19 protein-coding genes are annotated in these 20,760 nt (G+C 40.3%); 7 read left to right on the top strand and 12 right to left on the bottom strand.

What is annotated here, in order from left to right; translation table 11 throughout:
• Positions 1 to 43: 43 nt before the first annotated feature.
• Complete coding sequence (locus tag CXF89_RS11955; RefSeq protein WP_121954705.1) at positions 44 to 364, top strand: helix-turn-helix transcriptional regulator; 321 nt, start codon at positions 44 to 46, stop codon at positions 362 to 364.
• A 133-nt stretch (positions 365 to 497) separates the two neighbouring features.
• On the opposite strand, the gene CXF89_RS11950 is transcribed toward CXF89_RS11955, so the two are convergent.
• Complete coding sequence (locus tag CXF89_RS11950; protein WP_121954704.1) at positions 498 to 3,380, bottom strand: M16 family metallopeptidase; 2,883 nt, start codon at positions 3,378 to 3,380, stop codon at positions 498 to 500.
• A gap of 250 nt (positions 3,381 to 3,630) precedes the next feature.
• Between CXF89_RS11950 and CXF89_RS11945 the strand changes: the two genes are divergently transcribed.
• On the top strand, positions 3,631 to 4,587 hold the full coding sequence (locus tag CXF89_RS11945; RefSeq protein WP_121954703.1) for a methylenetetrahydrofolate reductase: 957 nt from the start codon (positions 3,631 to 3,633) through the stop codon (positions 4,585 to 4,587).
• 132 nt (positions 4,588 to 4,719) lie between these two features.
• Here CXF89_RS11945 and CXF89_RS11940 read toward each other — a convergent pair whose 3' ends face one another.
• The 4 genes from CXF89_RS11940 to CXF89_RS11925 all read right to left on the bottom strand — a co-directional run bounded on the left by CXF89_RS11940 (position 4,720) and on the right by CXF89_RS11925 (position 8,096).
• Positions 4,720 to 4,917: a hypothetical protein gene (locus CXF89_RS11940; protein WP_024590050.1), complete on the bottom strand. Its 198-nt coding sequence runs from the start codon at positions 4,915 to 4,917 to the stop codon at positions 4,720 to 4,722.
• 16 nt (positions 4,918 to 4,933) lie between these two features.
• Positions 4,934 to 5,911 (bottom strand): sensor domain-containing diguanylate cyclase, encoded by a 978-nt coding sequence (locus CXF89_RS11935; protein ID WP_121954702.1) that lies wholly within the window; start codon positions 5,909 to 5,911, stop codon positions 4,934 to 4,936.
• Between the two features lie 59 nt (positions 5,912 to 5,970).
• Positions 5,971 to 7,218, bottom strand: coding sequence for a DEAD/DEAH box helicase (locus CXF89_RS11930; RefSeq protein ID WP_024593280.1), 1,248 nt, complete (start codon positions 7,216 to 7,218; stop codon positions 5,971 to 5,973).
• Between the two features lie 176 nt (positions 7,219 to 7,394).
• Positions 7,395 to 8,096, bottom strand: coding sequence for a DUF3581 domain-containing protein (locus tag CXF89_RS11925; RefSeq protein ID WP_007581602.1), 702 nt, complete (start codon positions 8,094 to 8,096; stop codon positions 7,395 to 7,397).
• A 112-nt stretch (positions 8,097 to 8,208) separates the two neighbouring features.
• Between CXF89_RS11925 and CXF89_RS11920 the strand changes: the two genes are divergently transcribed.
• Both CXF89_RS11920 and CXF89_RS11915 read left to right on the top strand, forming a co-directional pair.
• Positions 8,209 to 9,078: a CPBP family intramembrane glutamic endopeptidase gene (locus CXF89_RS11920; protein WP_121954701.1), complete on the top strand. Its 870-nt coding sequence runs from the start codon at positions 8,209 to 8,211 to the stop codon at positions 9,076 to 9,078.
• 109 nt (positions 9,079 to 9,187) lie between these two features.
• Positions 9,188 to 9,583, top strand: coding sequence for a hypothetical protein (locus tag CXF89_RS11915; protein ID WP_121954706.1), 396 nt, complete (start codon positions 9,188 to 9,190; stop codon positions 9,581 to 9,583).
• Positions 9,584 to 9,587: 4 nt separating this feature from the next.
• Here the strand turns inward: CXF89_RS11915 and CXF89_RS11910 are convergent, their stop codons facing one another.
• The 4 genes from CXF89_RS11910 to proB all read right to left on the bottom strand — a co-directional run bounded on the left by CXF89_RS11910 (position 9,588) and on the right by proB (position 13,148).
• Positions 9,588 to 9,887, bottom strand: coding sequence for a hypothetical protein (locus CXF89_RS11910; RefSeq protein ID WP_021032137.1), 300 nt, complete (start codon positions 9,885 to 9,887; stop codon positions 9,588 to 9,590).
• Positions 9,888 to 10,044: 157 nt separating this feature from the next.
• A complete protein-coding gene (gene gltX, locus CXF89_RS11905; RefSeq protein WP_007581594.1) occupies positions 10,045 to 11,529 on the bottom strand; it encodes a glutamate--tRNA ligase in 1,485 nt (494 codons plus the stop codon).
• Between the two features lie 39 nt (positions 11,530 to 11,568).
• Entirely contained in the window at positions 11,569 to 11,928 is a 360-nt protein-coding gene (locus tag CXF89_RS11900) for a glutaredoxin family protein (RefSeq protein WP_121954700.1), read from the bottom strand.
• 116 nt (positions 11,929 to 12,044) lie between these two features.
• A complete protein-coding gene (proB, locus tag CXF89_RS11895) occupies positions 12,045 to 13,148 on the bottom strand; it encodes a glutamate 5-kinase (protein ID WP_121954699.1) in 1,104 nt (367 codons plus the stop codon).
• 119 nt (positions 13,149 to 13,267) lie between these two features.
• Between proB and CXF89_RS11890 the strand changes: the two genes are divergently transcribed.
• Entirely contained in the window at positions 13,268 to 14,227 is a 960-nt protein-coding gene (locus CXF89_RS11890) for a DMT family transporter (protein WP_024593285.1), read from the top strand.
• Here the strand turns inward: CXF89_RS11890 and CXF89_RS11885 are convergent.
• From CXF89_RS11885 to pdsO, 3 genes are read right to left on the bottom strand one after another with little or no spacing between them, the layout of a single operon-like run.
• Positions 14,122 to 14,727, bottom strand: coding sequence for a class GN sortase (locus tag CXF89_RS11885; protein WP_121954698.1), 606 nt, complete (start codon positions 14,725 to 14,727; stop codon positions 14,122 to 14,124). The two genes, CXF89_RS11890 and CXF89_RS11885, sit on opposite strands and share 106 nt — an antisense overlap.
• Positions 14,724 to 16,760, bottom strand: coding sequence for a marine proteobacterial sortase target protein (locus tag CXF89_RS11880; RefSeq protein ID WP_121954697.1), 2,037 nt, complete (start codon positions 16,758 to 16,760; stop codon positions 14,724 to 14,726). Before CXF89_RS11880 ends, CXF89_RS11885 begins: the two co-directional genes overlap by 4 nt.
• A gap of 45 nt (positions 16,761 to 16,805) precedes the next feature.
• The gene (pdsO, locus tag CXF89_RS11875; RefSeq protein WP_121954696.1) at positions 16,806 to 17,537 is read right to left on the bottom strand and encodes a sortase-associated OmpA-like protein PdsO; all 732 of its coding nucleotides are present in this window, start codon (positions 17,535 to 17,537) and stop codon (positions 16,806 to 16,808) included.
• Positions 17,538 to 17,741: 204 nt separating this feature from the next.
• Here pdsO and pdsR point away from each other — a divergent pair, with 204 nt between their 5' ends.
• Positions 17,742 to 18,431 carry a proteobacterial dedicated sortase system response regulator gene (pdsR, locus tag CXF89_RS11870; RefSeq protein WP_121954695.1) on the top strand — a complete coding sequence of 230 codons (690 nt, stop codon included), beginning with the start codon at positions 17,742 to 17,744 and terminating at the stop codon, positions 18,429 to 18,431.
• Positions 18,431 to 20,569: a proteobacterial dedicated sortase system histidine kinase gene (pdsS, locus tag CXF89_RS11865; RefSeq protein ID WP_121954694.1), complete on the top strand. Its 2,139-nt coding sequence runs from the start codon at positions 18,431 to 18,433 to the stop codon at positions 20,567 to 20,569. The genes pdsR and pdsS overlap by 1 nt, the downstream gene beginning before the upstream one ends.
• Positions 20,570 to 20,760 lie beyond the last annotated feature (191 nt).

The following is a 20,760-nucleotide window of genomic DNA, read 5'->3' as shown; positions in this document are numbered from 1 at the left end:
TCAACCTTTGCGTTAATTGACTTGGTGGTAGGTAAATAAACGCATGCAACTTAATCCTAAAACAATAAAAGAACTTAGGCAGCAATTTAATTGGACGCAACAGCAACTTGCCGATGCCTGCGATGTAAGCTTGCGTACCGTTCAGCGTGTAGAGAAAGAAGGTGCGGCATCAAAAGAAACCACAATGGCTTTATGCGCAGTATTTGAAGTGCGCCAAGGCGAGCTTATAAAACTAGACGACTTAGAAGTAGATGAAACGGTTAAAGTCCAATCAACGCAAAAGTTTATTGTAGCTATTGCTATAAGCTCTTTAATTAGCTTTACACTCGGTGTTGGCTGTATGCTATTAATAACAAGCTTATGATATTAGTAACGAGCTTATTTTATTAGTAACAAGTCTTTGCTTTGGCTTAAAGTATTAATATAAAAATGCCCCAGAGCTTTAAAGCACTGGGGCATTTTTTATACGTTTCAAGATAGTTTAAAAACCACTTAAATTATTGAAATACTTTATCGACTTTCATCACTTCAATATTTTTTGCAGGAATTGCCAGTTTATAATCAGCAATCACTTTATCTTCAGCAACCAACTCAGCAGGTTTATTAGTGTTGTAAATCATTGGCGATGTTTGCTGCGATGCTAAACGTTTTTGCATATCAGCGCCGTCACCAGTAATAAATACATAGTGAACGTTGTCTGTTTGTAAGTTTTCTTTAATAACGCGATTTACATCAGCAACGCTTAGCGTTTTAAGTTTGTTAGTTACGTAACTTACAAAGCTATCTGTGTTGTAAAATTCGCTATCAAGTGCGTAACCTAATTGGCGGTTTTGACTTGCAACCATTTGCGGCACAAAGTTAATTAAAAAGTTACGCGTAGCTTCAAAGTCATCTTCGCTCATACCATTTTTAATTAGCTTATCTAGCTCAAACAAAGCGGTACGTGTTGCAAAGTGCGCATCGTTATTAGAGCGAAGTGGGCGTAACCACACTTGAAATATTTGCTCAGAGCGCCCTAGGTTTGCATCAGGCTTGGTTTGAAACATACCACGTGGAAAGTATTCAATGTATGCGTAATCGCCATAGTTCATGCCGCGAGTTTCACGAATGCGCTCATATAAAAAGCTGTTAGAACTACGGTGCTCACCAAAGTACGAACGCACAAGCCAAAGGGCTGTCCAGTCTTCGCTACTTCTTATTGTATCAATAGGAAAACCAAACGATACCGCTGTCGATTGCGCCGATTTTTCTACAATAGTTGCATGATGACCTTTAAGCGCTGGTGCATCAGGAATACTTAAACGGCTTTGCTCACCTTTTGGTAGCGTTGCAAAATCGCTCATCATTTTAGCTTTAAGCTTTGCAGGCACAGCCCCAATTAAGCCAACCGTGAGTTTAGATTGCGTAAGCTCGCTGTTATAAAACGCTTTAACATCATCTAGCGTCAACGCTTCTAAATCCGAAATATCACCGTAGTTGTAACTTTCATAAGGGTGATTTTTGTAAAGCGCACTGTATAGCACTTCTTTGCCTAGCTCTTCATCGTTAGATGCTTTTAAGCCTGACTTAATGCCGTCGATCATTTCTTTTTTAAGGCGCTTAAAATCGTCATCTCTAAAACCTGGGTTTAGTAATTGATCGCTCACAAGTGTATACCACTGCGCCGCATTATCTTTGTGAATACGTCCTTGGAACGACAGCATTTCTTTATCTATTTGATAGCCAAAGCTACCCGCAAGCGGATAAAGTGCTTTTTGAATATCTTTATAGCTTGTCGCCTCTGAGCCACCTTGTGCAAGCATAGCCGCAGTTAACGCAGCAACACCTTTTTTACCTTGTGGGTCGGCAGCCGCACCGGTATTGAATAAAAAGTTAACATCAATTAATGGCGAGCTATTGGTTTTATCAAGCACTTTAAATACAGGTGCCGCAGGTGCTTGTTCAAGCTTTGCAGTAAGCGCATTTAAATCAACTTCTTGCTCGAAACCTGGGGCTTTATCAAGTGCCGACATTGTTAATGTGGTACGTGCGTTATCAGTAAAGTATTTATTAGCAACGGCTTTAATATCTGCGCTGGTGATGTTATCTGCCGATTTATACAGCTGGTTTATAACCTCAGGATCGCGCTCAAAATGCATGTAGCTGGCAAGGGTTGATGCAATCGCTTGCGATGAATCCAAGCCATTAATAAAGCTGTATTTAAGGTTCGATTTTAAATCACTGAGCTTTTGCTCATCAACAAGCTCAGTGCGTGCTTTTGCATAAGTTCGGTTAATTGCATCGCGTGCAGTGGCTAAATCATCTGCGTTTTCTACTTTAACAAATACGTGTAATAAACCCGGATCTTTGGTCTCTGGGTTATAGGTAAACATTTGGCTGGCAATTTGTTTGTCGACCACTAGCTCTTGATATAAATCTGAATTACTTGAAAAATAAAGCTGTGAGATTAAATCAAGCGCCGCTCTGTCTTTTTTAGCAGGCTCCCACGCAGCGCCTTTGTAGGATACAAGTAACCAATGTCCTGGTAGCGCTTCATCTTGCTGGTGCAAATATTTTGATGCTTGTTGAACAGGCTCTGCTTTAATGTCAGCAACATAGTTACCCTTTTTCCAGCTACCCCAATGCTTTTTAACCATTGCCATTGTTGCTTGTGGATCTACATCGCCCACAATAACAAGTGACACATACTCAGGTTTATAAAATTTAGCAAAAAACTCTTTTCCGTACGCCATTTGATCTGGCATCGCTTCTATGTCTTTAAAAAAGCCCATAGTGGTGTGTTTATACGTGTGCTTATCAAACGCTTCTTCGCGTACAGCGCTTAATAATTTACGAATTGGACTCGCGTTGTTTTTTAAGTACTCACCTTTTACCGTTTGTGCTTCTGTTCTAAATTGCTCTTCGGTGTAAGTTAAGTTTTGAAAAATATCAGCTTCAAGCTCAAGTACTTTATCAAGATGCTGCTTTGAAAAGTTTAAATGGTAGTTTGTAAAATCGTTTGTTGTATAAGCGCGGTTATCAACACCTGAATTTTTTAATATGTCTGAGTACACATCTTCAGGATATTTTTGTGAGCCTTTAAACATCATGTGTTCAAAAAAGTGAGCAAAGCCTGTTTTGCCCTCTTCAACTTCGTTACGCGACCCAACCGATACCGGAATTTGCAGCGACACCACATCAGGGTAATCGGTTTTAACAACCATGACACGCAAGCCGTTTTCTAGCTCTTCAATTAAATAATCTTGCGAAAAAACACGATCATCAGCTTTATTTACTTGTTCTTGTTGTGCTGTTGTTTGCGTGCTTCGGTTTTGTTGCATGGCGCAACCCGTTAACGCCAGCGATACCGCTAAGCTGGTTGCTAATAATTTAAATTTCATTATTGTCCCTTTTTAAATTGAGCAAATTTGTTGTCAGATTTAACTCTTTAATTATGCCCCAAAGCCAATAAATATAAGAGCCCAAAGGGAATTTATTATGTAAACAACTGTGTCAATTATAAATTATGGGAACAAGCACTATGAATAAACATCATGTTAGTTGAAAAACTTTCACTAAATAAATCTATCTAGACGTCTAAATGGCTGCTATATTAAATCCATCAAAACAAACTTAGCTGGAATGAGGATTATGGCTTTATCACTAAAAGAGAAGATAGTGGACACCAACCAAGGTGTTTATCTTATTGGTACTACCCCGCCTAAAATTGGCACCGATAAAGCGCAATTAAAAACCATTGCAGAAAAGCTATTAGGTCGCTTACACGAAATTGAATACGACGGCGTGATAATTTATGACATTCAAGACGAAAGCAGCCGCACTAATCAAGACCGCCCATTTGCGTTTAAACAAACCGTTGATCCGCGTGAATACAGCCATTTACTTCGTAATTTATCTGCACAAGATGTGATTACTTATAAAAGTGTGGCGCAGCGTGGCGTAGGCGAATTTAAAGATTGGCTAAGTGAAACTAAAAACGACTACAATTTACAAAATGTTGTTTTAGTAGGTAGCCCGTCATCGATAGGCGATATAAAGCTAAGCCTGCCAGATGCGTATAAAGCGATGGCTGAGCAATCAGATGATTTCTTTTTAGGTGGCGTTACGATTGCCGAGCGCCATTCAAGTAAACGAAATGAGCACGAACGATTAATAGAAAAAACAGCACAAGGTTGTCAGTTTTTTATATCGCAAGCTGTTTACGACGCACAAGCTACTATAGAGCTAATTACTAGCTACGCACGTACATGTAAAGCACAAGGGATTACACCTCAACGTATTATATTAACGTTTACCCCGTGCGGCGGCGAAAAAACCTTAGACTTTATGCAATGGTTGGGTATCTCAGTGCCAGAGGCAACTAAATGGCGCATGCTTGATGCAGACAATACATTAAGCGAATCAGTCCGTATTTGCCGCGAAAACCTCGACTTAATACTTAAAAGCTGTGCGCATTTAGATGTACCGCTGGGCTTAAATATTGAAAGCTTAACAAACCGTAAAGAAGAAATTGACGCGTCAATTAATTTATACCGTTTATTAAAAGCCATTATGGAATTGAACCTTGCGGAAAAGCTAATAGCTTAAAAGCTAATAGCTTAAAAGCTATGTTAGAGCTAATTAACACCCTTCTTGGCAAGCCTCATGGCTTGCTTTTTTATGTCCGTTCTTTGAAAAATTAATTAATAAATACAAGTAAAGATTTGCAGCTTAAGCTATTTATTGAAGGTGTTTTTGGTTATTACTCTCAAGCCTTTTTAAGGCAAACCCCATAGAGGAGCACATAACACCAAAAATTATTCCCTCATTAGATATAAATCTAATGCTAGGGAACGTTTCAAATAAGCTTATTATTGCTAAGGAAAAAATAAAACCTATCGCAGAAAAAACCAGCCAAGTTTGTGTGGCATGAGTCATGACGAACCTCCTTTTATTATGCTTTTTTAGCGAGCTTATACGCTTGTTTATTTTTATACATTGCGTGGTCTGCATCATTTAATAGCGCTTCAAATGGCTGCTTTTGTTTATTAGTAAAACTATAACCAATACTTAGCGATAAATCGCAAACGTCTTCTTTGAGTAAGGCTTTTGAATACTCAGTCGAAATTTTATCCATGATGTAGTTAATCTTGCTTTTATCGCTTACTTGCATTACTGCAACAAACTCATCGCCACCTAAACGCCCTACTATATCGGCATCTCTTAAATGCGTTTTTAGCGTATCTGCCAATATAATCAATGCTTTGTCGCCCACTTCATGTCCGCAGGTGTCGTTTAATTTTTTAAAGTCGTTTATATCAATAAACAAACAACACACGTCAAAGCCTAAACGCAGCGCTAAGTTAAGTTTTTGCTGGGCTAATAAGTTAAGTGCTCGACGATTATAAATATTCGTTAATGAGTCTAACATGGCTATTTCGCGCATTTGCTCATAGCTATGCACAAGTGCTAAATCATCTTCAATTAAATCGCGTAGTTGCTCTATGAGTTCAAAATATTCATCGGTATAGCTTGTTATTTTAGTGTCTTTTAAGCATAGCGTGCCAAACACTTCGCCCTCAGGCCAATGAATAGGTAAGCCTAGGTAGGATTCAACACCATCTTCAACTACTTCTGGTAGGGTGTTCCATGCATCGTTATTGCTTGCATCATTAACATATAAAATATTATTAGTTTCAGCAACGTGACGACAAAAAAGAGGTGTTTGAGGAGGAAGTATGGGATTTGTCTCAAAGTTAGAGCCACCTTCGTTACTTCTGATAACAACGCGATAGCCTTTACTTGTTGCCTGTACGATATAACCAGACGGGGCTGAAAAAAGCCCCGTAATAAGATCTATGGTTTTTTGCCATTTATGCAAAGATATCTGGCCATCAATACCAGAAAATGCCCATTGATCAGTTTCAAACATTAGCTTTACCTCGGCTATTTAGTAGCTCCAGTATAGGCAAAAAAGCAAAATAAAAGCTATTATTTACGACGTCTGCTTGGCTCTCTTTTACCTGTAATGCGTTTTTTATCGCGATCTTTTCGCGACTTGTTGGTGTTTTTACGATTATCTTTTGGCTTTTTATTAGGATCAGGCTCGTAACCTTCTAACCACTGCGGCGTTAAACGCGTATCAAGTAGTACTTCAATTTCTTCTAGCAGCCATTGCTCATCAAGGCTTACCAGCGACATAGCAAGTCCTTGCTCACCAGCACGACCTGTACGGCCAATACGGTGCACGTAATCCTCGGCAATGTATGGTAGTTCAAAGTTAATTACGTATCTAAGTGTAGAAATATCTAAACCACGCGCAGCTACATCGGTTGCAACAAGTACGCGCGTAATACCTTCTTTAAAGTTTTGCAATGCACGGTCGCGTGCGCCTTGCGATTTGTCGCCATGGATTGATTCGGTTTTTAAACCGTCTTTACACATTTCTTTAGCAAGCTGATCAGCCATTTGTTTTGTGCGAGTAAAAATAAGCACTTGGCGCCAGTTTTTCATGCCAATCATGTGCGATACAAGTTCGCGCTTACGATCCTCATCTACAGCGTAAATAACTTGCTCTACTTCAACCGCGGCTGAGTTACGTTTATCAACTTCAATTAGCTCTGGGTTTTTAAGTAGTTTTTTACTGAGTTCAAACACGCTGTCATCAAACGTAGCTGAAAATAGTAAAGTTTGGCGATCGCCCGGGATATGTCGCAATATACGTCTAATTTCATCAATAAACCCCATATCAAGCATGCGGTCAGCTTCGTCAAACACTAAGGAGTCTACGCTTGAAAGTACCACACTGCCTTTAACTATATGATCAAGCAAACGCCCAGGTGTTGCCACTATAACTTGCGCTGTTTTAAGTGCTTTTATTTGAGGGCCAATACTTGCGCCACCATAGGCTAAAGCGCCATTGATATTAGTGCCTTGTGCGTACTTTTCAAAGCTTGCAAATACTTGCTGAGCAAGCTCACGGGTTGGCGTTAAAATTACAACGCGGGCAAGGCCTTGCTCATCTTTTTTAGGGGTATTTAAAAGCTTATGTAATAAAGGTAAAACAAAGGCGGCGGTTTTACCAGTACCTGTTTGCGCGCTGCCCATTACATCACTTCCGGCTAAAATAGGCGGAATAGTTTTAATCTGAATTGCGGTAGGTTGAGTGTAATTATTTTGCTCAATCGCTGTTAATAATAACGGGTCGAGATTAAGTGATGAGAACGTAGTGGCAGACATAGGCTTAGCTTTAAAATAACAAAGAGCGCTATTGTACGCATATTACTGTACTGCGTAAATTAACCAGTCCAGAAAAGTATTTAATCGTGGTTGCTCACTTTCACTTTAGCGCTAAAACAATAAAAAAGGGGCTAAATAACAGCTGTATTTAGCGCCTTTTATAATTTGCTGTAGCTTTAAGCTGGCTTTAGTGTCGCTTTACGCTCGTTGTAAAACGCTATTAAATCGTCAACTGTTGCTTGGCAGTATTCGCGTATACCCGAAACTACCATATGCTTTTCACCACTACCCACTTTAACGCCGTTTTCTAACAAGTTAAAACGTAGTGTAATTTTTCCGCGCTTGCCGGCGTACTCAAAACTAGGCTCTGCAAACTCAAGTTCTGGTGCTGTAATATCAAGATTATCAAGGTTGATAAGCATTGATTCGTAAATGATCATTGGGCGAGCAGGGTTAATCATTACCTCTTGCTTACCCATTAATGGAATAATTACATGCGGGAAAGTAGTACCAGAAAACTCAACATAATTTTTTATTAGGCTATTAGTCAGTGCTGGGCATTGGCTGGTTTTACCTTTGCGCTTTACCTTTAAAATAACCTTTTCGCCATTGGTTACATCAAACTCATCAGCCCCTTCAGGGAAGTTAAGTTTGGTGTTTTCATCAACCATACCGGCAAAAGTAAATTCCATTTGTTCACTAATACCGTAGCGGTCTAGTACCAATGAAAAAAGTAAGTCTCCTGGCGCGCAAAACTTTTTGGCATCTTTGTCGTGAAGTGGATTGTAATCGTCAGCAACGCATTTAGCGAATCGACAACCCTGCTCACGAGAGATAGAAACATAATCAGCATGCTGCTGAAAAAAAGGACTTAACATAGTTTGTTCACTGCTTAAACTGCTTATAACCTATCTATATTACCAGAAAAAAAATACTGAGAGGTCGAATCTGTTAGATTAGTTGCTAAATAAAACAGAGCAATAAAAAACAATGACCTTTTATTTATTAGCGCTATCAATTATATGTGTTTTTCCGTACTGCAAAATATCAATAATGCGGCAACCCCTTTGGCACTACTTACTAGCTTTAAGTGTTGTAAGTGCATATTTTCAAAGTTATATAAATTTATATGCCCTGCTGTTAACCGGGCTTTACGTTGTTTTATACTACTGTGCGCTAAATACAAAGCAGGCAATAATACGCGCTACTTTAAGTACTGTTTTTATAGTTTCCTCATTAGCATTAGCACTTCATTGGGTACCTGGTTTTAATAACCTCCCCATTGTTATAAACGAGCGTATTTCAAGCGATGCGATTACTTTTACTCTTTATGCTAATTTTGATAAAGCTATGGCGGGGTTATTTCTTTGTGCTTACTTTTATTCGAATAAAAAAACTTTAAAAGCAGACTCTAATAAAGCGGGCCCATTAAACGTTAAACAAGCCAGTTTAATAATTATTGCTACTGTTTTAGCTACGCTCACTGCGGCTTTAATACTTGGACTTGTAAGCTTTAACCCTAAGGTTCCTGGCTTTTGGTTAGCCTTTATTGCTATTAATCTTTTATTTACCTGTGTTGCCGAGGAAGCTTTATTTAGAGGTTTACTACAAACTAAGCTTAACAAAATAATTACACCGACCCGTTTAGCAATACTTGCTCCTGTAATTACTGCAGGTATTTTTGCTTTGGCACATTTTGCTGGAGGAATTAACTATGTATTGGTTTCATTTATTGCAGGCTTGGGGTATGGCTATGTTTTTTATAAAACGCAGCGCTTAGAGTGGGCTATTTTATGCCATTGGTTGGTTAATATTTGCCACTTCTTTTTGTTTACTTACCCTATGCTCAGTAGTATTTAAGTCACTTACAAATACAAACAATTTATTAACCTATTAGCCTTGCATGTATTAAATTAAATGGGTATCTTTATTTCCTAACGAAATTAATAAATTGATGGATCAATTAGATATGCTAAGAGTCACAGCAACCTTAAGTTTACTCATTATTTTAGCTGGTTGTTCTGGAGCTCGCTTCCATACCAATATAACTAAAGATATTTTAGCAGAGCAGGTCAGTACTCGTGTTGCTAGAGGAGATCTTCAACAGTTTTATAGTGATCAAGAGGCGCACGAAAGCGGTGCTAAACTTTTAGGTCGAGTTGAAGGGCAGTTCTGTGTTAGCAACAATCGTGATGCTAAGCCTAATATTAGCTATAACCGCGCTAAGTCTCACGCCATTGACGCACTTAAGAATGATACTATGAATAGAGGCGGAAATGCTTTTACTATCAATTCTTGTGGTGAAACGTCTGTATCGTACTGCGACCTATCTGTTTTATGCACCGGACAGGCCTACGACTATTAATAAATTATATATTAAGCGCAAAGCTCAGTAGTACACGCTTTCCAGACTCGATTTTAGATACGCTGTGTTCGTACTTATCGGGTCTGAATAAATACACGCGATTAAATAAATTTATAATGCATTTTGAGCATTTAAATACCCCACCCGCTTTAGGTTTTTCTAATACAAAGTTGAGCTTGTAATAGCGCCCTTGCTGCACAGGGTCAATATGGTTCATTACGCTATGATTGGTTGGGTAAGTAACAAGGTTTATCGAAAATGTATTACTACTAAAAATAGCTTTGTTTTTAACGGTTGCAATCATACTGCCTCCTATGAGTTTATATGCCGCATTGTAGCATTTAGTAAATTGTGAATGCTTAGGCTAAACAATATCAAAATACGATGTCATATAGCTAAACAGCCTGAAACAAAAAAGCCGAGCTTAATAAAGCTCGGCTTTTAAAAGTACATTTTAGCAATTATGCACTTGGGTATTCGCGGTACGCACGCTCTATATTTTTAGCCTGCTTTTTAGAAATACCTAAATGAGCAAGTGCAACACGTAAACGAGCACGTGATAAGTCAGACCCCAATATTTCCATTGCATCAAGCACTGACGTACTTGACGTTTTGCCAGTAATTGCGACAAATATTGGCTCTAAAAAGTCTTTAATCTTAAGCTCGTGGAATGTTGCAACTTCTTTTGCTATTGCAAAAATAGCGGGCTTTTCAAAGCTACGTAAACCTTCAAGCTGCCATACAAAAAATTGTAGCGCTTGGCGAATCACGTTTTCGTCTGCTTTGCCGGCTGTTAATAGCGCAGGATCGTAAGTTGGAATACCACCTACAAAGTGCCCTGCAAGCTCAACCATATCCGACAGCGTATTAATACGTGTTTTAACTTCTGGTAATATTTTAGCGAGCATTTCGCCATTAAACTTCCAATCAACAAAGCGCTGAATTAACTGCTCGTCGGTTAGATTTTCACGGATCCACATGCCGTTTAACCAGCTTAATTTATCTACGTCGAATACTGGACCACCAAGCGATACGCGCTTCATGTCGAAGTTTTCAATCATCTCGTTTAACGTGAACTTTTCACGCTCATCTGGCATTGACCAACCCATACGGCCTAAGTAGTTAAGCACGGCTTCTGGCAGGTAGCCCATTTCTTTATAGTAATTAATAGACGTTGGGTTTTTACGCTTAGACAGCTTTGATTTATCTGGGTTACGTAGTAATGGTAAGTGACCAAGTACTGGTGCTTCCCAACCAAAATCTTCATACAGTTTTAATAACTTAGGTGCTGAGTTAATCCACTCTTCACCACGGAAAATATGACTAATTTCCATATGGTGGTCGTCAACTACGTTCGCTAAAAAGTACGTTGGAAAGCCATCCGCTTTTAAAAGCACTTGCATGTCTACGTTTTCCCACGGGATCTCAATTTCATCACGTAAGTAGTCGTTAAACTTAAATGTGCCTTCGCTTGGGATTTTCATACGTATAACGTAAGGTTTGCCTTCAGCTAAGTTTGCTTTAATTTCTTCATCTGTATGGTTTAAACCACGACCGTCATATTTAGGGCGTAGGCCTTCTGCCATTTGCTCTTCACGCATTTGATCAAGCTCTTCGCTTGTTGCAAAGCAGTAAAACGCTTTACCATCATCAACTAACTGATGCGCGTATTTTTTATATAAATCGCTACGCTCAGATTGACGGTAAGGACCAAATTCGCCACCCACATCAGGACCATGATCCCACTCAAGCCCTAACCAACGTAGGCTATCCATAATCGCAAGTTCAGACTCTGGCGTGCTACGTACTTGGTCTGTATCTTCTATACGAAGTACAAATTCACCGCCTTGTTGTTTAGCAAAACAGTAGTTAAATAAGGCGATATAAGCGGTGCCAAGATGCGGGTCACCAGTTGGCGACGGGGCAACACGGGTGCGAATTGTCATGGTATATTCTCTTTAAATAAGTGAGATAATAAAAGTGGTTTATGCAGCTACTTTGTTTAAGTAAGCAATAATATCGTTTGATTCGTACAGCCATTGTACTTGGCCGTTTTGCTCTATACGCAGGCAAGGCACTTTAACTTTGCCGCCTTGTTCTAGTAGCTCTTGACGATATTGCTCATTGTCTTTTGCATCACGCGTTTCTATGTTTAAGCCTTCGCGTTTAATGGCGCGACGTACTTTTACACAAAACGGGCATGCTTTAAATTGATACAGTTTAAATTGTGAGGTTTGCTGATCAAGCTGTGCTTGCTTGTCGCTTGCACGCTTTTTACTGCGAGGAGTAAATACAAAATTAAAGAATAAGATTATACAACCTAAAAACCAACGAACTAATTTCATGTTCTGTGCTCTGCTTACAACAATTTAAGGAGCCAGATTTTAGCACAAATTTACAATCAAAAAAGTGTAATACTGCGAGAATTACACTCAAGTAATTTAATTTACTAAAAGTGCTTCTATAGCAAGACCATATCATCCCTATGAAGTACTTCTGCGCCACTATCGTAATCGAGTAATTGGCCTATTTGACTAGAATGCGCACCCTTTATTTTATTTACCTCGGTGCTACTAAAGCGCGTTAAGCCCCGTGCAATTACTTGATTTTTATTATCTATTAAATCAATTAAATCACCGCGTTCAAAACGTCCAAATGCATTAGTAACGCCTTTAGCAAGTAAGCTTGCGCCTTTATTTTGAAGGGCGCCAATAGCACCTGCATCTATAACAATTTGGCCGGTACTTTTAGGCCCGGCTAGTAACCATTTTTTACGGCCATCTTTTGGAGCGGTGAGTTTTAAAAAACGCGTGCCTGGTAACTCGTCACTCATGCATTTTAAAATAACGTTTTTTCCTGCGCCTTTAGCAATAATAACTTCAACACCTGCGCGCCTTGCAATGTCGGCGGCTTGCAGTTTAGTCGCCATACCGCCGGTGCCTAAATTTGTACCACTGCCACCAGCAAGTTGTCGCAGCTCATCATTTATATGTGTTACTTCACCAATGAGGGTGGCATCGGCGTTTGTGCGCGGATCGCTGGTAAATAACCCTTCTTGATCGGTAAGTAGCAGTAACTTATTAGCATTAGCCAAAATAGCGACAAGTGCCGATAAATTATCGTTGTCGCCTACTTTTATTTCGCTGGTAGCGACTGCGTCATTTTCGTTAATGATGGGTACAACGTCGTAACTTAATAATGCATTGAGTGTATCGCGGGCATTAAGGTAGCGCTCTCTGTCGTCTACATCAGCGCGAGTAAGCAGCATTTGCCCCACATTTACCCCATATAAAGCAAACAAGCTCTGCCAAATATGAATAAGTTGACCTTGTCCAATTGCAGCAAGCATTTGTTTATCAATTAAGCTTCTGCCACAGGGTTTTAATAGTTGTTCGCGCCCAGCAGCAACCGCGCCGCTCGATACTAAAATAACCTGGTGGCCTTGTTTTTTAAGCTCGCAGCATTGGCGTACTAATTCAACCATATGTGCTTTGTCTAGCTTATCGGTGCCGCCAGTTAGTACGCTTGTACCAAGCTTTACAACTATTACCTGTTCCCTTTGCATGTGCTTTTTACTACTGATTAATTAAAGATGAATTAATTTATACCAGCTCGGTATTTTTGAACAAGTTAAAAATTTTCATGCTAGGATCTGATTTTATTAAATTAAGTAAATTACTCTCTATGCCTGCCAGTTTATGTTTAATTATTGCCACCTTTTTATGGGGCAGCTCTTTTATAGCGCTTAAATACGCCATTGCCATTTACGACCCTGCATTGGTGATATTTTTACGCATGCTCACCACGTTAGTTTTGTCGCTTTGTTTATGGCGCTACGTTATTCGGTTTGAGTATTTAAAAGGTGACTGGAAGTATTTAGTGGGTATGTCGCTTGCTGAGCCTTGCTTGTACTTTTTATTTGAAGGCCATGCAATGGAATACACATCGGCCTCGCAGGCTGGTGTTATTGTGTCGTGCTTGCCCATTATTATTGCGCTGCTTGCCTTTTTATTGCTTAAAGAATACATAAGTAAATCCATCGTGGTCGGTTTTACGCTGTGTATTGGCGGCAGTATTTTACTTACGCTTCTTTCACCAAGTACCGACCAAGCACCTAATCCGTTGCTGGGTAACTTTTTAGAGTTGATGGCTATGGTGTGCGCTGCATTTTATACCGTAAGTATTAAACATTTAGCTAATCGCTACTCGCCCCTGACTTTAATTGCGTTGCAAGGTATTAGCGGCAGCTTGTTTTTTGCGCCATTTTTATTTTTTATCGACCTACCAAGCGAAAACCAACACGACTTAACTGCGCTCATGAGCATTTTGTATTTAGGTTCGTGTGTAACCCTTGGCGGCTACGGCATGTACAACTATGCAATTAGTAAAGTATCGGTATTAACCGCTGCTGCGTACTCTAATTTAATTCCTATTTTTACACTTATTTTGTCAGCTATTATTTTGGGCGAAGTGCTCAACGTTTGGCAATGGCTGAGCATATTTGTGGTATTTATTGGTGTAATGGTAAGCCAGCGCCATCAAGAACTTGTGGTTGATATACCGCTTAGTGAATCGGGCGAAGACATTTGCGCAGATACAAGCAATCTTAAATCAGTACCCGAGGCAAGCGAATCAAAAGGGTAACAGGTAAGCAAATACAGTCCGGGTGTTTGTAAAAATGTGTTTTGGGATTGATGAATAACCTCAATCCCCGTTACCTTATAATTTTGTATCACCCCACTTTGCAGTTGCAAAGTAAACGCCTCCCCCACTTTGGCGTGTTGTAAAAATGCAAAATGGGTGTCGTTATGCCCTGCTATTAGCGCGCCTTTTTCGTTTCTAAACTCTTTTCCGCCAAGCTCCCCTGCGGGTAAAAATTGGCTTGGCGCAAACGCTAAATTACGACCACTCGCTCCAGCCAATACACTTAATGTTTTATTATGGCTTGGCCAATCAAGCTTTGCAGTCACGTAGCTGTCGGCGTAATACCACGGTTTTACTTTAGTGCTGGGTGATTTAAGCGCCTCTTGCCATGCTTGTTCAATTAATACTTGAGCAAGCCACGCTTTTGCCTGCATATAAGCACCGTGACCAAATAATCCAAGCCCAGCGATTAGTAAGCCCGCGCTTAGCCACTTTTTCATTTACGTGCCCTGCTTAATTTAAATGATCGGTTCATTTTAAGAGCAGCAAATCCCAATAATAAAATACAGCCTAGCAATATATGTAACCTGCTTTGCCCATCGGTTTGCGGTAAACGCATTGCCATACCTTGTGGTAATGCATTAGTAGCTTGCGCCGTTTGCTCTGCCACTTCTTTTATTTGAGTTTGTTCAATCGCTATAAAAGCAGTAAATGGGCTAAGTAATTGATGAGTAAGTGCAAGCTCCTGTACTTCATCTTTAACTGTATTTTGCTCGTTGTATAAAAGTAATGACTTAATTTTTTGGCGCGCCCACAGTTTTGCTATACCTTGAGCGCTTGAGCTATTTTGTGTACTTAATTTAATACTTAAAGGCCCTTGTGCTGTTTGCCCAGCAAGTACCACACTTTTGGCATTATTAAGTTTTATAGCGACCATGATAGGCTCGCCAAAATATAAATCAGGCAGTGGTGACGGCCAAAAATCTAAGCTGTTACCGCTTTCATCGCTTAGCGCCAAATTAGTAATAGCCGGATGTGCAAGCTTATCAAACAACTGCTGCATTTTAGGTTGCACCTCGCTTGTGCTGCCTATAAACGTAAATGAGCCTTTACCGACATCTGCCGCTCGGCGCATAAAAAAGCTGTTAGGTGCGCTGCCAATACCCACTGTAAATAAGCGGCTATCACCTAATTTACTTTGAATATTTTTAAACAATGCATCCTCATTACTAACACTACCATCAGTTAAAAATACAACTTGGCGTACAAAACCATCAAACTCGCTGCCATCAAGTACGGCATTAAGCGCACCTTGTATTTCTGTGCCGCCGTCGGCTTCTAGGCTATAAATAAATCGCTCTGCACGGCGTAAATTAAAGTCGCTGGCTATAAGTGGTTTATCGCTCATTGGAGTCACTATGTTATCAAAACCAATAATGTTAAAGCTGTCGTCGCTATCAAGTAATGACAGCGCATAAAACAACGCTTTTTTAGCTTGCTCCATAGATTGCCCGTGCATAGAGCCAGACGTATCAACTACAAATACCATTTCGCGAGGTAATCGCTGAGTTTGTGTAAAGTGATCCCCCGGTGGCATTAGCATAGCAAGGCCGTATCGGTCACCATTTTCAAACTGCTGAGTAAAAAATGCAGCTTGAGCTTGCTCTTTTTGCAGCGGTTTAAACTCAAGTACAAAGTCGCGATTAACTGCATTTGTCTCATTTAACGCTATTTTATATTGTCCAAACGCAGTGTTTTGCACATCAACATTATGAAATTTAGAATTGATATCCACCAGCTCTAACCCTACGTCTATATCTATGTTTAAGCTAAATTGGCTGCTTGGTACGTTATCAGTTTGAGTACTATTTTGAGTGATGTTTTGAATGCTGTAAACAGGGCTTAACCATCCCGTTGGGAGCGGATTAACATGCGCTTGATTTTGAGTATTAACCTCAACTTCACCACTAATCGCGTGATAACGCGGTGTAATAGTAGTAGGAAATCTAATAGCAAATGTGCCGCTGCTGTAGTCAATTATTTCTTGATACTCAAGCTCAATAATCACTTGCTCACCAGGACCAATATTTGCCACATTCGTAATAAACATATTGGCGCGTTGCTGGCGTACTAGGGCAGCTTGCTTACCTGCTTTTTTAGCCTCCTCGTATTTTTTTTCGGCCTCTACCTTTTTATCAATTTGGCCTTTAATGACTCGCTCCCCTATACGCATCGTCATCGCATGTACGGCGCTTTCATCAGGCAATGGAAAAACGTAGCGCGCGTTAACTGCAAACGGGTTTTCGTTTTGATAAGTCTGCATTACTACAACATGATTAATTAGGCCAGTTAAGGTCATATTGGCATCGCTTTTTAATATTATTGCTGGGCCTGCTGGCGCACCATTACTATCAAAAAGCTCTAACTTGGGTGATTGCGCATGGCTTTTAAAGCTCGCTAACAGCACAATCGCTATGAATATAAAAATGCTTACTTTAGTAAGCATTTTGGTTGGTTTACTCAATTTAAACATAAATCACTCCATCGAACGCTTAGCTTTACTTAGATTCAGTTAGTTTTAGTTACTCGCCGTTTGGCCATTTACACTATTCATTGAGCGAGTGGTAAGCGTTACGCGTCTATCAAAAAAGTTATCTTCCACCGTGTTGCTATTAGCCAACGTTTGCTGCTCGCCAAATGCCTGCGTGCTTAAGCGTTTATGGCTCACGCCGTGTTTTATTAAATAGCTTTGCACGGCATTTACACGCACTTTAGAAAGTAAAAGGTTGGCTTGCTCATCGCCGCGTTGATCGGCAAAGCCACTTAAATCAAGTACGAGTTGTGGTTGATTGTTTAACAAGGTAACGAGTTGGTCTAACTGCAGTGCAAAATGCGGGGCAATAACACTTGAACCTGTTTTAAATTGTACCGTCATCGCTAATAAGTTATTAATTTGAACTTGAGTTAATTGCTCATTTTGATTGGCAAGCACCTCTACCTGTTGCTCTAACACGTTGTTGTGGTTAAGCACGTGTTGGTAATCGCTGGTTTTTTCTTTCATAACCGTAATTGCACGCTCTTGCTCTGCAATTTTGTTATCAGCTACTTTTGAATCACCTATTAAACCACCGGTAAATGCCCCAATAAACGCACCAATTGGCCCGCCCACTACGCCGCCAATAATAGCGCCTGCACCTAGCCCAATAGCCGTTTCTTTATGGGCTTCTTTTGATGGCGTGTTGGATGTTGAGGCAATTGCTGGAGTACAAAAACTAGCAACCAGTGTTAACGCGATTAATGTCTTCTTCATGATTTGATCCTTAAACTTACTTTTTAATTTGTGATGTTTTGTTTTGATGGGTGTATTAAAACAAGCTCAAGTGGCAACAAAGGGGATCAAAAATGGCAAACTGCTGAGCAATTGTGGCAAAAAAATGGCAATTGCCTTTTTAAGCGTACTTAGCTTAAAAACTTCGTTATAGTGCACAGCAGAGCCGATAGGATAATGATTAGAATGAAAAAAATAGCCATCGTTGAAGATGAAACCGCAATCCGCGAAAACTACATAGAAATGCTGAGCTTACAGGGCTACCAAGTAAGTGGCTTTGCAGATCGCGCCAGCGCTGAAGCTGAATTTAAAAATGCCCTGCCCGATTTAGCCATTGTTGATATTGGCCTAGGCCATGAAATAGATGGTGGTTTTTTACTGTGCCAAACATTGCGATCGCTTTCTAAAACACTGCCTATTATTTTTTTAACCGCCCGCGATAGCGAAATAGATACTGTATGCGGCCTGCGCATGGGCGCCGACGACTACCTAACAAAAGACATAAGCTTGGCTCACTTGGCTGCGCGTATTGGTGCGCTGTTTCGCCGAATGGAGGCACTTGAACAACCTGCTGATGCAAACGCCCTCATAACACGCGGGCCGTTAACGCTCGACACGCAACGTATGCAGGTATTTTGGCAGCAACAATTAGTTGATTTAACCGTAACCGAATTTTGGATGCTGCATTCACTCGCCCAGCGACCAGGCCATGTTAAAAGCCGTAACGAATTAATGAGCGATGCAAAAATTTATGTAGACGACAGCACCATTACTTCACACGTAAAACGTATTCGTAAAAAGTTTATAGCACTCGACAGCTCCTTTGATTGCATAGATACAGTGTATGGCATGGGCTATCGGTGGGAACAACACTAATGCTACGATTTGGTCTGCGCAGTAAATTTATATTACTTTCATGTTTTTTGTTTTTACTACCGTGGCTTGGCTACGAGTACGTATGGGAAATGGAAAAGTTTTTACGCCAAGGCCAAGAAAAAACCCTCGTAGGCACCACTCGAGCACTTGCTACCGCATTGCATGAGCGCCCTGCGTTATTTGACGAGCAAACTAACTTTTTAGACCAAGTAGTAAAAGGTCGCGATTTATACGCTTATAATCTTAAAAACCCTATTCAGCTCGACGGTAAACTTAACGATTGGGACAGCTACCAGCCGTTATTTTGGCACTACGACAAGCGCTACTTACAAAAAACAGATAACAAACATCAAGCCAGTGACTTATCGTTTGATCATATGGTGGGAAAATTTGATAACTACTTATACGCCGTATTTAAAGTCACCGACAATACCCTTATTTATCGCGCTAAAAATAGTTTAAGCATTACCAATAACGATTATTTACAAATTGGCTTAAAAACACCTGACGGCCAATTTAATACCTATATAATTGCGCCACGCCAAGATGGCTGGGTTAATGCGTTTGATGCAAATACCAAAGCCCCTTTTACAAAAATTCAGGGCTATTTTGAAAGTACCGAATCAGGTTATAACGTAGAGCTGCGCTTTCCTATTAGCATGCTGGGCAACAAACTTGGCTTTGCTATTGTTGATATAGATAGTAAAGAGGCATTGTTAGAGCCTAAAATAATGTCAACCTCAAACTTAAATAACCCAAACGATTTGGGCTCGGTATTAGTCCCTTCCCCAGAAATTAGCCGTATTTTAAAAGGTATGGGCCACAGTGGTAGCCGCATTTGGGTGGTTGATAACCATCATCGCGTACTTGCGCAATCGGGTACTATTCAAAATGCAGATGGCGTATGGGCTGATGGGCTTGCTAATAAAGCACCTGAAACTTGGTGGCAGCGCTTTGAGCAAAATTACTTACACCCAATTTACTATAAAATATTAACGCGCCCCGAAAATGAGTTTTTAGATACCCTGCACGATGTAGCTTCTATGCAGGGCACACATTTAGCGAAAGCATTAAAAGGACAACCAGCATCGTCTTGGCGCTTAACCCCTGACAGCAAAGCCGTTATTTTATCGGCCGCTTACCCTATTTGGATTCAAGACCAAGTAATTGGCGCGGTAATAGCAGAGGAAACCACAAACGGCGTACGTACGCTGCGTAACAAGTCACTTGAAAAACTCTTTAACGTTATTTTAGCTGTGATGCTAATTGGTACTGTGACTTTATTCTTTTTTGCCTCACGTATATCGAACCGAATTAGGCGACTGCGCGATACAGCTGAACAAGCAATTGATGCACAAGGGCGTGTTACAGGGAGTATTAATTACAGCGACGCAAACGATGAAATTGGCGACCTGTCTCGTAGTTTTTCAAATATTGTGAGCCGACTTGGTGGCTATACCGATTACTTAGAAAATATGTCGTCACGGTTATCCCACGAGCTGCGCACGCCAGTTGCCGTAGTGCGCTCATCACTCGAAAACTTACAAAGCTTGCCACAGAACGAGCTGAGTCAAAAATACCTCGATCGGGCCAGCGAAGGCGTTGAGCGCTTAGGTAAAATAATAACCACCATGAGCGAAGCCACCCGCCTTGAGCAGAGTATTCAAAGCAACGAGTCTGAGCCTTTTGATTTACAAAAAGTGATAAATGGCTGTATGCAAGGCTATCAGCTTACTTACCCAAACCAGTTATTTACGCTTGATGTATGCCAAAACAAATTACCTATGCAAGGTGCACCGGAGTTTATAGCTCAGCTGCTTGATAAACTTATTAATAACGCGCTGGAGTTTAGTGAAGCCAATACGGCTATTAATGTAGGCCTTAAGCAGAGCGAAAATAAAGCAACATTAACAGTGAGAAACACAGGCCCTGCGTTACCCGAAGGACTCACTGAGCATATTTTTGATTCAATGGTGTCGGTACGTAGCCAGCAAATGCAGCAACAGCCACATTTGGGGTTAGGGCTTTATATTGTAAGGCTGGTGTGCGACTACCATAAAGGCAGTGTAACCGCGCAAAACAACGAACAAGGTGATGGTGTAGTATTTACCGTAACACTGCCGTTAGCTAATGGTTAGGGCTTTATTTGTACCGTTATACTTATAGCCCCAGCATTATATGCAAATAGTAAGTACGCAATAAGTTAAATTCAGCTGTATATTTTTAGTTAAAAAGAGTTACTTTAATTTACCTTAGCTCCATATAAATTAACAAATAAAATCCTCTCATCCCTTAAAACCTGCCGGTTACAATTTAGTACAACTTCAAA

It is taken from the genome of Pseudoalteromonas sp. MelDa3 (assembly GCF_002863625.1).
Lineage (GTDB): Bacteria > Pseudomonadota > Gammaproteobacteria > Enterobacterales > Alteromonadaceae > Pseudoalteromonas > Pseudoalteromonas arctica.
This window is presented reverse-complemented; position numbering and strand designations above follow the sequence as displayed.